Here is a 13,559-nt window from a genome sequence, read left to right as displayed (position 1 = left end):
CTCTCGGGGGAGAGCGTCGCGACCGCGCAAGCGCGGCCAAGACCACTCGCACCCGCCCGGCTCGAGCAGTGACAGAGCCGGAGCGGGCCGCGACCCGGGAGCGCCGAGCCCAACTCGGCAAAAACGGCGGTACAGCCCCCCCTGGGAACGCCGAGCTCCAGCTCGGCAAGCCGGCGAAAGCCGGCCCTGGGAACGCGGAGCTCCAGCTCCGCAAGTCGGCGAACGCCGGCCAAAATCAAAAGACCGAACCAGACACACACCGACAGAAAAGACGGATCAAAAGGCCAACTATGCTGAGCTGGGATGACTTCGACACACAGCCCCAAACTTCCAAGAGAGCCTTCAGCGGCAAACAACAGAAGGCAACCGAACCGCGACCGACGCCGGAGACGCTGCAAAAAGAAGTAACAGAGCCAAGCGCGTCCTACGCATCCAGCGCTCCGGCGTCGCCCGCGGCCCAAAGCAGCAACTCCACAGGGGGCTCCTCCACGCCCCCCTCCTCCGCCGTGGAAGCCGCGCGGGCCGCCGTAGCCAACCTGGACCCGGCCCCGGGCCTGGAAGAGCTGGAAATGGGCGCCGCGCGCATCGAAGTGGATGAGAAACGCATCATCAACTGCCGCGCCGACCTCAACCAGCTGGTGCCCTTCAAGTACGACTGGGCCTGGCAGAAATACCTGGACGGCTGCGCCAACCACTGGATGCCCCAGGAAGTAAACATGAACAAAGACGTCTCCATGTGGAAAGACCCCGAAGGTCTGACCGCGGACGAGCGCCGCATCGTGGAATACTCCCTGGGCTACTTCTCCACCGCCGACTCCCTGGTAGCCAACAACCTGGTGCTGGCCATCTACCGCCATATCACCAACCCGGAGTGTCGCCAGTACATACTGCGCCAGTCCTTCGAGGAAGCCATCCACACCCATGCCTATCAATACTGCGTAGAGTCCCTCGGCATGGACGAGGGCGAGGTGTTCAACATGTATCGCGAAGTCCCCAGCGTGGCCAAGAAAGCCGCCTGGAGTCTCGCGCACACCAGCGGCATCAGCAACCCCAACTTCCAGACCGGCACCACCGAGAAGGACCAGGAGCTGCTGCGCAACCTGATCGCCTTCTACGCGGTCACCGAGGGCATCTTCTTCTACTGCGGCTTCAGCCAGATCCTGTCCATGGGCCGCCGCAACAAGATGACCGGTGTCGCCGAGCAGTTCCAGTACATCCTGCGCGACGAGTCCATGCACCTGAACTTCGGCATCGACGTGATCAACCAGATCAAACTGGAAAACCCCCACCTGTGGACCGCCGAGTTCCAACAGGAAGTGACCCAGATGATCCTGGAAGGCATGGAACTGGAAGTGGCCTACGCCCGCGACACCATGCCCCGCGGCGTACTGGGCATGAACGCGAACATGATGGAGGAATACCTCCACTTTATCGCCAACCGCCGCCTGGTCCAGCTGGGCCTGAAAGAACAATTCCCCGGCGCCCAGAACCCCTTCCCCTGGATGTCGGAGATTATGGACCTGCGCAAGGAGAAGAACTTCTTTGAGACGCGGGTGATTGAATACCAGACAGGTGGTGCACTGCAGTGGTAAGTGCCTACCGGTAGCGAATTACTATATAAGGAAATGTAGTCGCTCACAGGAAGAGAGGTATTTAAAGCGGGCGAGAGCCCGCTTTTTTTGTGATCGAGCATCAGCTCTGGAGCTGGCCGCAACCCGCGATTGCTTTTCGATTATAACGGTGTGAGTATATATGGACACACGTTACTACATATAAACATTCATATTTGCATACGCCTGCGAATAGACTGTTATGACTAAAATTAGATTTCGCATAGGAATTTAGCAAATGGACGAAGGAAAGTTTGTTGCAGATTTTATAGCTAAAAACATTGAAAACATCTGGAATATCGCAAACTCAACGTACGGAAAACTTAATGAGGAAATCAAGCTTAAACTCAAAACAGCCTACTCTGAGTACTTAAAGAAAACAGAGCAAAAATACTCCAAATCAAAATCGTTTTTTATTCGTGATAGGTCAGTTGATCTATACAGCTACTATATTCCAGTGGGACTAGCTAGTAATGGGGATAGAGTAAAGCTTGACACACCATCATTTTCAGATTGTCTAAACCAATCACATCATTTCGTGATTAGTGGCTTAGGTGGAAGCGGAAAATCAGTACTCATGCGGCATTTGTTTCTTGACTGTATTAAACAAAATAGCTATGTGCCAGTGCTAATCGAATTAAGGGATATAAACGCGGAAGGCATAGCCCTCCCAAAACTAATAGATAGCATTCTCGATACCTATGGGTTCAAGTTGTCTGGAGAATTTATCGAAAGAGCAAAGAAAGAAGGTCACTTTTCATTCTTTCTTGACGGCTTCGATGAGGTTGACCATACACAGAGAAAGCAATTAATCAAAGATATCACGGCAATTATCAGGAAATATAATAAATGCCCAGTCTTTATATCCACGAGACCTGAAGATACTTTTAACGGAATAGACGAGCTACTTATACTCAATACAATGCCTTTGGATAAGGCAAAAGCTATTGCTCTCGTCGAGAAGCTTCCTTTTGATGAGTCAACAAAGTCAAAGTTTGTCGAAAACCTGAAATCAGGGCTTTTTGAACAGCACAGTTCATTTCTTTCAAACCCCTTACTCCTTTCAATTATGTTGTTGACATATGGTGAGAACGCAGAGATCCCATCTAAACTTAGCATTTTTTACAATCAAGCATATGAGGCTCTGTTCCAACGACACGACGCAAACAAGGGAGGTTATAAACGAAATAGGCTTACCAGCTTAGACATTCAAGATTTTTCAAGGATATTTTCTCTTTTCTCACTTCAGACATATGAAAAGAGAATTTTCAAAATGCCCAGGACTGACTGTCTCAAATACATAGAAAAAAGTAAAGAGCTACTAAAAATTGAGTTCAATGCTGAAGACTATCTAAATGATCTCTTGAGTGCAGCCTGTCTTTTAATAGAGGATGGCCTAGAAATATCGTATTCTCACAGATCATTTCAAGAGTATTTTGTAGCTTTACATATCTTAGCTTCCCCTCCAGAACTACAAGAAAAGCTTGTTAACAGATACTGGAAGAACTCTTTGTCTGACAATGTAGTCAACCTCCTAATAGAAATGAACTCTGAGTTAGTTGAGCGAGTCCTTATAGTCCCCAAGCTAACAGACTTATTTGAAAAAATTGGGGTTAAGAACTCAGTAGGGATAACTCACACAGCCAAATATATAAAAATTGCGTACGACAAAATCAATATTGAGAACAACTCAATATCTGCCAGTTGGAGCGGATTTAATTCTAACATTTCTCAATTAGTTGGTTTTGCCATTTCCCTATCCGGCATCATAAATAAAATAGACATAAAAAAACACAAAGAATTCATTGAAAGAATCACATCAAAATACGGCGAAAACGGAGAAAAAATAGAATACGAAACTAAGACGCTTACATATCGCTCACCGCTTCTCAAGGAATTATTTGAGTCAGATTCTTTTCTTTCTGGTAGGTATCTGAGTTCCGCATACCAAGGATACAAAATTCTAAAAAATAAACATTCAAATCACACAAAAAGCATTGAAGATTTGCTTGGAATATAGGTCAAAAAAAGAGTCTCAGGGGTCAAGTCTTGACAATAGCAAAGTCTCAGGGGTCAAAAGTCTCAGGGGTCAAGTCTTGACAATAGGGATTGTATTCCATGCCGAACGAACACCAATTATCCAAGCTAGGAACACCTAGCAGATCATCCTTTGCATTATAAAGTCCCGGCCATAAGTGCATAACTGGAAAAATTCTTCAAAACAAGGAGACACAAGGAAGTAATGAGCAATGAAAAATATGCCCATCAATTTAAAACAATGGACGACCTAAGAGCAATAATCAAGGAATTTGAAGGTGCACTGGCAAGACCAACCAGAAACTGGAGCCACCCAACTCTCTACCGAAAACGGGATGTCCAAGAAGGCGACAAGTTAGTCCAAGGCGTTAGAAAAAAGGATTGGCTGCTCTCCGAGGATGAAAAATGGGTTCTCCCTCACAATCAAATGGGGCTCTCTTTCTCATCCCATTGGCAACACCTGAAGGGTGTTTACAAGATGAAGCAAAAACACAACTCGGGGTCCCCTATCCATGTTTACTGGGTTCTGGAACAAGCCGACCTTCCTCCTGGCCTGAAGTTTGAGTCGGACCACCAAAAGAAAGGTCATTATTTGCTCACCGTTACAGAGAAAATTCTGGTTCACCAATTGGTTGCCAAGTTAAGATGGGTCGCCGACAGAATGTCCGTAATCAAGGATGCCGGAGAGAATCTATGATCAAATACAAGCACGACGAAGAGAAAATCGTAGCCCTATTTCTCGCCGAAGAAATCGGCGATTCTTTGGCTAAAGACATTATAAATAAGGGATATGTATCTTCAAAAGAAGAAGCTACACATCTTAGCAAGTTCTTCTGGTTAATGGTCAACAAATCTGCCGAAGGCGATCTCGAATTGCCATGCGAAGGCAGCGCCCAATACTGGACTGAGAAGCTTTATAACTCCATCGGCGGCTATCTTGAACGATCTGGTTACGAGGAACAATGGAATGATGAAATTGATAAAGCATAATACGAAAATAAATGGAGTCCAAAATAAATGTGGTCCACAAATAAATGGGGGCATGATCAACATTATGACACCCCAATCAACCAAGAAAGAATATTAACTCATCGTGATATGGACAGATCAATATCTTGGCATAGAACAAGACAAAAAATCCCCAAAAGTTTAATCCGACTCCATCTATTATTGCGCCTCACATGGTCGTTTTCTTTGCCAGAAATATGGTATGTCGTGCACCCTTGCCGGGGCGCTCGCGCACGGTTTTGACCTCGACGTCAAAGCCGGCTTTCTTCAGCCGCTGAACGTACAGGCTATCGGGCCCGGCCGACCACACCGCCAACACGCCGCCTGGCGTAAGGCAGTTGTAGATACAGCTGGTGCCATCGAGGGAGTACAGCCAGTTATTGTCGTTGTGGGTCAGCCCCTCGGGGCCGTTGTCGACATCCAGCAGCACGGCGTCATAGTCGCCGTCGTGCTTTAACAGTAGCTCAGCTACATCGCCGATATGAACGACGCAGCGGCTGTCGTCCAGTGGCCGGCCGGCGCAGGCCCCCAGGGGCCCACGGTTCCACTCTACTACCTCGGGGATCAGGTCGGCGACAATGACCTCTGCGCAGGGCGGCAGTACCTCGAGGGCGGCGGCGAGCGTGTAACCCATGCCCATGCCGCCCACGACCACACGGGCGCTCTTGTGCTTCTTCAGATGGGCGCAGCCCAGTAGCGATAGCTCCCGCTCACTGTTAAAGCGGCGACTGTTCATTAATTCGCCGCGGGGGCCGCACAGGACGATCGAGAACTCCTGATCGCGCTGGCGGAGCTTGAGTATCCCACCGTCATTAGGAATGTGGGCAGTACCGAGTTCGACCCAGGGTTTCATGGCGTGTGCTCGCTGTGTGGCGGTGGAGATAGGGCGAGTAATGTAACATGAAGCCTCGCCGTATTGGTTAGCGATAAGATAAATGGGTACCGGGGTCAGAGTAGATTTTTGACACCTGAAGCAACAGTCAAATATGCTCGACACATTACAAACTCATAGATAGAACCAAATGAAAGACCTAGACGACCACAAGAAAGTCGCCGTCCTGATCGACGCCGACAACGCCCAGTACTCCAAGGTCAAGGCGATCTTGGATGAAATTTCAGCGCATGGCCATATCGTCATCAAGCGCGCCTACGGAGACTGGTCCAGCGAGAACCTGAAGAACTGGAAAAAGTCGCTGAACGAGCTGGCCATCCAGCCGGTGCAGCAGTTCGCCTATACCACCGGCAAGAACTCCACCGACGCATCGATGATTATCGATGCGATGGATCTGCTCTACTCCGAGCGCTTCGATGCCTTCGCGCTGGTGTCCAGCGACAGCGACTTCACCAAACTGGCCTCCCGCCTGCGCGAATCCGAGATGTTCGTATTCGGCGTCGGCGAGCGCAAAACACCGATTTCCTTCCGTAATTCCTGTGATGACTTTATCTTCACCGAGAACCTGGGCGGCGATGAATCCGCCCCACCCAAGGCCACTGGCAAACCCAAAAAGCCCGAACAGAAGAAACCGCTGAATGATCCTGCCGAGCTGACCCCTCTGCTCACCAAAGCCTGGGAGCAGTACCAGGACGACGACGGCTGGGCCAACGCCTCCGCCGCCGGCAGCTTCGTCAAGCGCTCCATGCCCGACTTCGACCCCAGATCCTACGGCTCCGCCAAGTTTTCACAGATTTTGGATAAGCTGAATGACGCCTTCGAGATCAAAAAAAGCAAGGGAAAAGGCAGCGGCAACCTTATCGTATATCGTATAAAAGAGCGCTAATAATGATGTGGCACAAATCGACATACGCAAAAACTTTCAATCATCATTACCTTTTCAGGAGTATACTTTGAAACTCTGGCTTGCAATCCTGCTTTCCATCTGGTCAATTTCGTTATCCGCAAAAGTTATCGAGTCGATAGACAATATTCCGATATCAACGGAAGCCTCGTACGTATTCTTCTATCACGGCGCTATCGCCGAAGGGAAGAAAAATGATCCTGTATCCGGGCGCCATGGCCTGTATGACTTTACCGGACTGAAGCAGTCTCTGGATTCAGAATCCTACTATCTTGTAACAGAGCATCGTGAAAGAAATGCAATCATCGAAAAGCATGCGAAAGAGCTGGCAAACAAAGTTTCTGATCTACTAAGGAATGGGGTAAACCCAAGTAAAATCAGCATTGTAGGATTCTCCAAGGGAGGCGGTATTGTTGCCACCGCAGCCTCCCTGATAGACAATGAGAATATCCGGTACGTCTTGCTGGCCTCATGTCCCCAGAACAGCCAGGATGTGGATTGGCCGCCCTTCAAAGGCCGACTACTTTCGCTATATGAACGCGAGGACATTTGGGCAGGCTCATGTGCTTTCCTGGCAGACGGATCGCCAAAGGTGAGCGAGTTTAAAGAGGTAGTACTGGAGTCCGGCCTGGGGCATGGGGAGTTCTACCGACCACACAAGCGCTGGCTTGCGCCGGTGCTCGCGTGGATTTCACCGGCAAGCTAAAAACGCTCAGCGCGGGCAACAGTATCGAGGTCATAATCAAACATTGCACCAGCCAAACCTGTTCAGCGGCACAATAATCGGCTACGACCCCGGCGGTAGAAACGCACATGGGGTGGCAGCCTTGTGCTTTACGAGTGGCGAGCTTGCGGATATACAGATAAAAACACTAAATACCGCCGAACAGATCCTGGATTTTTCGGAGAAGTATCCCGATCTGAAAGCCGTCGGCATAGACACGCTTACCTGCTGGTCGACTGGAGAGAGCGGCTGGCGGCCAGCGGACCGCTGGCTCAGGGTGAAGTATAGAGAAGTGATGAACAGCGTCGCCTCCCCCAACAGCCTCTACGGCTCGATGGGTATCAACGGCATGTCTATACTGGTCGCCCTGCGCAGTCAAAATGCCTCATTGGCGGTAACCGAAACCCATCCCAAGGTTCTGTTTCATGCATTGACAGGCAAGAAGTACAACTACGACCAGCTGCATCGGGATAATGGACAAGATGGCATCCGAATGCCTGGGAATACCCCTGGAGACCGATAATGAGCATGAATGGGATGCCGTTATCTCCGCTTATGCCGCCTATGCCGGCCTCTCCGGCCAGTGGACAACGGATCTGCATCAGGGAGAGCGCTCCCAGCAAGAAAGACTTATCATGCCCTGCGGGGAAACCCATTATTGGTGGCCAACAACCGCATAGAACTTTTCCATATGACAGAGGATTGGAGCCTGTGGCAATAACCCACACCGGACGCTTCCCGAAGCATCTACTCCTGCTGCATGAAATGGATATCACAGCGCTATTTGTAGGCGACCTGGCAGAATCCCTCAGGGAAGGAGGTTGGATATCATCTCGCCGGAAGAGGCCTGCACAGACGATATCGCCAGCTACAAAACACAAAAGGTGCTGCGGTACAACCCGGGTAGAGTGGGTGAAATCGCCCTGGATAAAGGGCAGAGTTCCAACCTGTGGTATCGCACTCTGGATGAAAATTACTTGCGTGAACGCTTTAGAACCGAAGTTCTTGGGGGCGAAGCAGGTGAAGATTTTTGAAAGGCGTGTTTTTGCTAGAAATTTATAGTAAAGTAAGATTTTTATGAAAAAATTCCTATTCATCTTTACCGCTTCTCTTTTGTCCAACTTTTGCTTTGCTGTACCCGAAATCAAGGGCACACCACAAGATCTGCGCGGTCTACTTTACCCTTCCGATAATGTGGTAACCATCTCTGGCCACGCCGAAGAAAAGGCCTATTCAGATCAGGCAATAGTCAGCTTGGTCGTCACCACAGAGGAGAAGCAGTTAGCCGATGCAATCGCAAGCAACAGTCTTCTGCGGGATAGGCTAAGAAGTGCGCTCAACTCTGCTGGCATACCGCGGGACGCCATCCAAAATTCAAAGTTCTCCTCTTCACCCCAGTATGGATGGTTCGGGAAGACCCCGAGCAGCTACAAGGTGATTAACCGGATAGCGGTTACCATCGACGAGGAATCTCAGTTGGAGGCAATAGCCCGGCTGGCGGACGAGAACCAGGAGGTGATATTGTCGGATACAACCTTCGAGCACTCCAATAAAGAGATGTATAACAAAAAAGTGAAGTCCATTGCCCTGCAACGAATCATGGAGCAAAAGGCGAACTACGAGCAGACATTGGGCGTCAAACTCACTCCTATCGGCATCCGCAATGCAAAGATGGATTTCCAGGCGACCCGCGGCGCCATGGTTCTGGAAGAAGTAGTTGTAGCCGGGTCCCGAAAGGAGCGGGATGGCTATGTTTCTCAATCCCTGGAGCCCTCATATCAAGCGCCGTCTTTTGATGAAATCCAGTATGAGGCCGAACTCTCGATTGATTTCAAAATTCAATAACTGATAACGACAAATACTAACCAGAATGAAATGAAAAAATTACCAATTTTCCTTATTGGGGCAACAGGGGTTATAGCTCTGACTGTGTACCTCATTAACCCATTCGGCACTGCCACCCTGGATCCACGCGCAAGGATATGGGGTATTATGTACTACCATATTCCATCCGCATCGATGATGCCGACGTTGAATCCTGGGGATTATATCCTGGTCAAAACCTTCGCCTACGCCAATACAATGCCAGAAATCGGGGATATAGTAGTCTACAAGCCACCGCAATTGAATGTTCCTTTTATAGGCAGAGTGATGGCGAGACCTGGAGATAATATATCGGTCCAGGATTCTATTGCCATAGTTAATGGCCAACGACAAGAAGAGAACTATATTTTAAAACCGGAAGGAGTCTGCTATATCCGAGATTTCCCCGAAACGACAGTTCCCGACGAGGCGCTTTTCATAGTCGGTGATAACCGTTGCAACAGCCGAGACTCGCGTATGTTTGGCACTGTTAGCCAGAATAATCTGATTGGCAAAGTATCTTATATTTGGGACTCTAGCGATAAAGATTAAAGAAAAGATATTTAACTTTGACAAGGCGCGTAGAATCAAGAGATAAAGCTTGACATTGGGGTCTCAGTGCGGACACTAGACCAAAACACGGATTACATCCTAAACCAGTATATAAAGCCAATGAAGAAATTGTTTCTCTTGACGTCATCCCTCTGGCTAACCTTGTTATCCGGGGAGCTCCTCGCGGCCGCCAAAATAGAAGCAGATGCCCCAGCCCTGCTCTACACCGGCCGCATAGACTTCACCGACAAGAAAGCCCCCCAGCTCTCCTGGCCGGGCACCAGTATCAAGGCCAACTTTACCGGCACCAGCCTGGGCCTGGTGCTCGATGACCAGAAGGGCCGGAACTACTACAACGTGATCGTCGACGGCAATACCCTCCACCCCTATGTACTGGAGGCCAAGCAGGGCGAACACAGCTACGAGATCTCCCGCGCCCTGGCGCCCGGCAAACACACGCTGGAAATCTACAAGCGCACCGAAGGTGAGGAAGGAGCCACCGCTTTCAAAGGCCTCCTCCTGGATGACAACGGCAAGCTGCTGTCGCCCCCAACGCGACCGAAGCGGCGGATGGAAATCTATGGCGATTCCATCACCTGCGGTATGGGCAACGAGGGTGCGGACAACGGCCGCGACGATCTGGCCTCGGAGAAGAACAACTACTGGGCCTATGGTTCCGTCGCCGCTCGTAAACTGGATGCGGAACTGCATACCATCTGTAAGAGCGGTATTGGCATTATGGTGAGCTGGTTCCCCTTTATCATGCCCCAGTACTACGACCAGCTGAGCGCGGTGGGCGACAATGAAACCCAGTGGAATTTCAGCCGTTGGACACCGGATGTGGTGGTGATCAACCTGTTCCAGAACGACAGCTGGCTGATCGACCGGGAGAAGCGCCTGGAGCCCATCCCTTCCGATAAGGAGCGCATCCAGGCCTACGTGGATTTTGTACGCAGTATCCGCGCAGAGTACCCCGACGCACAGATTATCTCCGCCCTGGGCAGTATGGATGCCACCGCCAACGACAAGTGGCCCAACTATATCCGCGCGGCGGTCAAGCGCATGCAGACGGAATTCAACGACAAGAAGCTGGACACCCTCTTCTTCGATTACACCGGCTACGGCCAGCACCCCCGTGTGGCCCAGCATATCGACAACGGGGAGAAACTCACCGCCTTTATCAAACAAAAGATGGATTGGTAGCGGCCCCCGAAGAGAACTGATGTTGGCGAAAGCGCCAGCAAAAGCAGGAAACGGCCGGGGAATCCGGCCGATCCTGCAGAGCATTCAATGACGCCGTCAGCCTACCTCGCATAATGATCTCCACTCCGATTGCGATTCTGCCGGCAATTGCGTTTCCGGCACGACCCAAACCTGGAATAGCCAGGCCACTCGACCGCCCAGTCAAAATATCAATTTTCCTTCCGGGATATCCTTTCCGCTATCGGTTAACAATTTGAGTCAGAGTGGGATTCTGACAGGTATCTTGCTGGTTGAATTCTGCGTTAAAAACCCACTCCGATCTTGTTCTTTCAACAACAATATACTTGCTATTGGTTAATTCAGATGCCAAGGGAAATGACAAAATACGAATTTACCGATTTTCGGTAACCGCATTGAAGTTTAACTTGAAAAAATAGTATTCAGCTGATATCAAGACCAACACCGGATCCCATTTATTTTTCGAGTTCGATAAGTTTCCGGTGGAGTTAATTTTTACAATACGGCACACGTTTTTGCATTTATGTAGTACCCGGGTACTGAATGCATAATCTTAATTAGTCTTAATCATTCAGAATAAAAATAATACTAAAGTATTAATCCCCTTTCACTCACCGGGCAAAATCCTATTGTTTACCTAACCCCAATAGAGAGAAAGCAGGTGAAACAGTCATGCAAATACGAACAACCTCCCTACTGGTGTCGCTGGTCCTGATGCTTGCCATACCGGCAGCTTCCCAGGCCGCCACAGGCATTGCTCTGGTACACGGTACCGGCCATCAATCAGACGCCTATAACGACTACTGGACCTATGAAATGGTGGAGTCCATCCGCCAGGGCTTACCCAGCGGCGGAAATCTCCTGATCGTCAATTGTAATTTTGAAGAGTATATGTGGGACGACGCCGCTGCGGGGTGTCTGGCGACGCAGCTTTACGACTTTATCACTTCCATGAATATTGATGACCTGGTGGTTACCACCCATTCAAATGGCGGCAATGTGATGCGCTGGATACTATCCAACCCCACCTGGGACAGCCGCTACCCCACCATCATCGAAAATACCCGCTGGGTGAATGGTATAGCGGCCTCCAGTGCGGGTACGCCTCTGGCGGATGCCGTGATGGCGGGCAATGTATTTGAATCATCGGTCGGATGGTTACTCGGCTACCAGAACGATGCCGTGCGTATGCAGCAAACCAGTTGGATGGATTATTACAATGAAAACTGGTTGCTGGGAACTTCCGGGCGTCCGTCACTTCCGGTGGGTTTCTGGAATATTGTAGGCACGGATGTGGAAACCGCGGTCTGGGACTCCGACAGCTACTGCGGGGGGTACACTGAAAATCTCGGCCTGGAAGTAACCCAGGAATGGCTGAGCAGCTGCTCTGATGGTTTTATCAACTGCTCGTCACAGAATGCCGCTGGCAACCTGTGGTTCTACGACCATGACAAAACCCGGGATGGCGAACCCCTCAGCCACAACCAGAGCCGGCGCAAGTGCTTTAATCTCGATGTTATCCTAAGAAACGACATTTGAGGTGACACAATGAAATCATTAATCATAAATTTGGTGACCTTAGCACTCGTATTCACCTCCTCGGTCTTTGCTCAGGATCTGGCCAACAATAAGCGGGAGAAGATTAGCTTCTCACAACATGTGGACAGCAGCATTGCACAGCGCCTTGCTGATGTCGGTGCCATACAAAAAAGTCGGGTATTTTTTCGCAAAATCAGTGGCGCAGAACTGAATAGCGGTGTAGACCTGACCATAGATGCGGATCAGGCAGTTATTCAGATCACTCCGCTCGACAGCGTCAGAAATGGAAAGCGTATTGTCAACCGGGAAGTCCCTCGGGGAATGACCCTGTCCAACGGCGTACAGCGGCGGCGGGTTGACGATGACAGCATCGCTCTGCATCGAAAATCCCAGGGTCTGAGAGAGAATTTCCCAAAGTTTTACAGCCGTGCTCATGCCATGCGGGTGCCAAAGGATATGGGGCGGGGAAAGTTCAGGCTGGAGGCCAACGGAAACGCCAAAGATGATACAGACTATATCGTCTACGTCCTGGACAAAAACAGCGATATAGAACTGGAAGTGCGAACGCCGAAAACCCGTTACTCCCGCTCCGAGAATCTGCTTCTGGACGCCCAACCCAGCCCAAAGTCCAAGGCCAAGATTGAGTTCATCTCATCCACTTTGGTGGCACCCGACGGAGAACGCTACACGGTGAGTGGCCGGATGGAAAACAACCGGTACAGGGTACACTGGCCAATAAAGGTTGACGCTCCATCCGTGCCCGGCGAGCTATGGCAAGTCGAGGTACGCTCTACTATACGCAATGCAAACAACGAGCCTGTCGAACGCGTGGCAGTGGTCTCAGCGAATATCTTCGAAGAAACCGCTGAAGTTTCCTCTGTCTACAGCGATGCTCAAGGTTTGAGATTGTCACTGGACGTGCAACAACCCGGGCGCTATGAAACCCGGGCGTTGGTATATGGCATTGCCCCCAATGGTGAGTACAAACCCACGCTGCTGAGCTATCAGGCCGAATGGTTCGAGCCAGGGCAGCGGGAGATGAAGATACCGATGGATGACAGCACACTGGTATCCTCTGGTCTGGGTGGCCCCTATCGTGTACAAGATATTCAGTTGCTGGACCAGGGCCGCATGGCGGTACTTGAATATCTGCAGGGCAATTGGGAATTAAAGTAGCCAGATTTGGAAGGATCAGGCAGCAATAGAGGG

14 protein-coding genes are annotated in these 13,559 nt (G+C 50.2%); 13 read left to right on the top strand and 1 reads right to left on the bottom strand.

Going from position 1 to position 13,559, the window contains the following annotated elements; all coding sequences use genetic code 11:
• Window positions 1-290: 290 nt before the first annotated feature.
• The 4 genes from FHS09_RS01505 (at window position 291) to FHS09_RS01490 (ending at window position 4,637) form a co-directional block, all read left to right on the top strand.
• Window positions 291-1,592, top strand: a complete 1,302-nt coding sequence (locus tag FHS09_RS01505) for a ribonucleotide-diphosphate reductase subunit beta (RefSeq protein ID WP_183455941.1) — start codon at window positions 291-293, stop codon at window positions 1,590-1,592.
• Between the two features lie 256 nt (window positions 1,593-1,848).
• Entirely contained in the window at window positions 1,849-3,630 is a 1,782-nt protein-coding gene (locus FHS09_RS01500; protein ID WP_183455939.1) for an NACHT domain-containing protein, read from the top strand.
• A 222-nt stretch (window positions 3,631-3,852) separates the two neighbouring features.
• Complete coding sequence (locus tag FHS09_RS01495; protein ID WP_183455937.1) at window positions 3,853-4,344, top strand: hypothetical protein; 492 nt, start codon at window positions 3,853-3,855, stop codon at window positions 4,342-4,344.
• On the top strand, window positions 4,341-4,637 hold the full coding sequence (locus FHS09_RS01490) for a hypothetical protein (protein ID WP_183455935.1): 297 nt from the start codon (window positions 4,341-4,343) through the stop codon (window positions 4,635-4,637). Before FHS09_RS01495 ends, FHS09_RS01490 begins: the two co-directional genes overlap by 4 nt.
• Window positions 4,638-4,824: 187 nt before the next feature.
• Here the strand turns inward: FHS09_RS01490 and FHS09_RS01485 are convergent, their stop codons facing one another.
• The gene (locus FHS09_RS01485) at window positions 4,825-5,508 is read right to left on the bottom strand and encodes a spermine/spermidine synthase domain-containing protein (protein WP_183455933.1); all 684 of its coding nucleotides are present in this window, start codon (window positions 5,506-5,508) and stop codon (window positions 4,825-4,827) included.
• Between the two features lie 169 nt (window positions 5,509-5,677).
• On the opposite strand from FHS09_RS01485, the gene FHS09_RS01480 reads away from it, so the two are divergent.
• The 9 genes from FHS09_RS01480 to FHS09_RS01440 all read left to right on the top strand — a co-directional run bounded on the left by FHS09_RS01480 (window position 5,678) and on the right by FHS09_RS01440 (window position 13,526).
• Window positions 5,678-6,433 carry an NYN domain-containing protein gene (locus FHS09_RS01480; RefSeq protein ID WP_183455931.1) on the top strand — a complete coding sequence of 252 codons (756 nt, stop codon included), beginning with the start codon at window positions 5,678-5,680 and terminating at the stop codon, window positions 6,431-6,433.
• Between the two features lie 7 nt (window positions 6,434-6,440).
• Window positions 6,441-7,157, top strand: a complete 717-nt coding sequence (locus FHS09_RS01475; RefSeq protein ID WP_183455929.1) for an alpha/beta hydrolase family protein — start codon at window positions 6,441-6,443, stop codon at window positions 7,155-7,157.
• 43 nt (window positions 7,158-7,200) lie between these two features.
• Window positions 7,201-7,698: a DUF429 domain-containing protein gene (locus FHS09_RS01470; protein ID WP_183455927.1), complete on the top strand. Its 498-nt coding sequence runs from the start codon at window positions 7,201-7,203 to the stop codon at window positions 7,696-7,698.
• A gap of 298 nt (window positions 7,699-7,996) precedes the next feature.
• Window positions 7,997-8,209, top strand: coding sequence for a hypothetical protein (locus tag FHS09_RS01465; RefSeq protein ID WP_183455925.1), 213 nt, complete (start codon window positions 7,997-7,999; stop codon window positions 8,207-8,209).
• A gap of 43 nt (window positions 8,210-8,252) precedes the next feature.
• Complete coding sequence (locus FHS09_RS01460; RefSeq protein WP_183455923.1) at window positions 8,253-9,020, top strand: SIMPL domain-containing protein; 768 nt, start codon at window positions 8,253-8,255, stop codon at window positions 9,018-9,020.
• Between the two features lie 30 nt (window positions 9,021-9,050).
• Window positions 9,051-9,590, top strand: a complete 540-nt coding sequence (gene lepB / locus FHS09_RS01455) for a signal peptidase I (RefSeq protein WP_183455921.1) — start codon at window positions 9,051-9,053, stop codon at window positions 9,588-9,590.
• A 120-nt stretch (window positions 9,591-9,710) separates the two neighbouring features.
• The gene (locus FHS09_RS01450) at window positions 9,711-10,793 is read left to right on the top strand and encodes an SGNH/GDSL hydrolase family protein (protein WP_183455919.1); all 1,083 of its coding nucleotides are present in this window, start codon (window positions 9,711-9,713) and stop codon (window positions 10,791-10,793) included.
• 690 nt (window positions 10,794-11,483) lie between these two features.
• Window positions 11,484-12,350, top strand: coding sequence for a hypothetical protein (locus FHS09_RS01445; protein ID WP_183455917.1), 867 nt, complete (start codon window positions 11,484-11,486; stop codon window positions 12,348-12,350).
• A gap of 9 nt (window positions 12,351-12,359) precedes the next feature.
• Window positions 12,360-13,526 carry a DUF4785 domain-containing protein gene (locus FHS09_RS01440; protein WP_183455915.1) on the top strand — a complete coding sequence of 389 codons (1,167 nt, stop codon included), beginning with the start codon at window positions 12,360-12,362 and terminating at the stop codon, window positions 13,524-13,526.
• The last annotated feature ends 33 nt before the right edge of the window (window positions 13,527-13,559 follow it).

Source organism: Microbulbifer rhizosphaerae (assembly GCF_014191725.1).
GTDB classification, from domain to species: domain Bacteria; phylum Pseudomonadota; class Gammaproteobacteria; order Pseudomonadales; family Cellvibrionaceae; genus Microbulbifer; species Microbulbifer rhizosphaerae.
The sequence above is the reverse complement of the archived record's forward strand: the minus strand, read 5'-3'. Positions and strand labels throughout refer to the sequence as shown.

Excerpts from the sequence above, each read along its gene's own strand:
- FHS09_RS01505 (WP_183455941.1), top strand. The coding sequence starts at position 291 with ATGCTGAGCTGGGATGACTTCGACACACAGCCCCAAACTTCCAAGAGA.
- FHS09_RS01500 (WP_183455939.1), top strand. The coding sequence starts at position 1,849 with ATGGACGAAGGAAAGTTTGTTGCAGATTTTATAGCTAAAAACATTGAA.
- FHS09_RS01495 (WP_183455937.1), top strand. The coding sequence starts at position 3,853 with ATGAGCAATGAAAAATATGCCCATCAATTTAAAACAATGGACGACCTA.
- FHS09_RS01490 (WP_183455935.1), top strand. The coding sequence starts at position 4,341 with ATGATCAAATACAAGCACGACGAAGAGAAAATCGTAGCCCTATTTCTC.
- FHS09_RS01485 (WP_183455933.1), bottom strand. The coding sequence starts at position 5,508 with ATGAAACCCTGGGTCGAACTCGGTACTGCCCACATTCCTAATGACGGT.
- FHS09_RS01480 (WP_183455931.1), top strand. The coding sequence starts at position 5,678 with ATGAAAGACCTAGACGACCACAAGAAAGTCGCCGTCCTGATCGACGCC.
- FHS09_RS01460 (WP_183455923.1), top strand. The coding sequence starts at position 8,253 with ATGAAAAAATTCCTATTCATCTTTACCGCTTCTCTTTTGTCCAACTTT.
- lepB (WP_183455921.1), top strand. The coding sequence starts at position 9,051 with ATGAAAAAATTACCAATTTTCCTTATTGGGGCAACAGGGGTTATAGCT.
- FHS09_RS01450 (WP_183455919.1), top strand. The coding sequence starts at position 9,711 with ATGAAGAAATTGTTTCTCTTGACGTCATCCCTCTGGCTAACCTTGTTA.
- FHS09_RS01445 (WP_183455917.1), top strand. The coding sequence starts at position 11,484 with ATGCAAATACGAACAACCTCCCTACTGGTGTCGCTGGTCCTGATGCTT.
- FHS09_RS01440 (WP_183455915.1), top strand. The coding sequence starts at position 12,360 with ATGAAATCATTAATCATAAATTTGGTGACCTTAGCACTCGTATTCACC.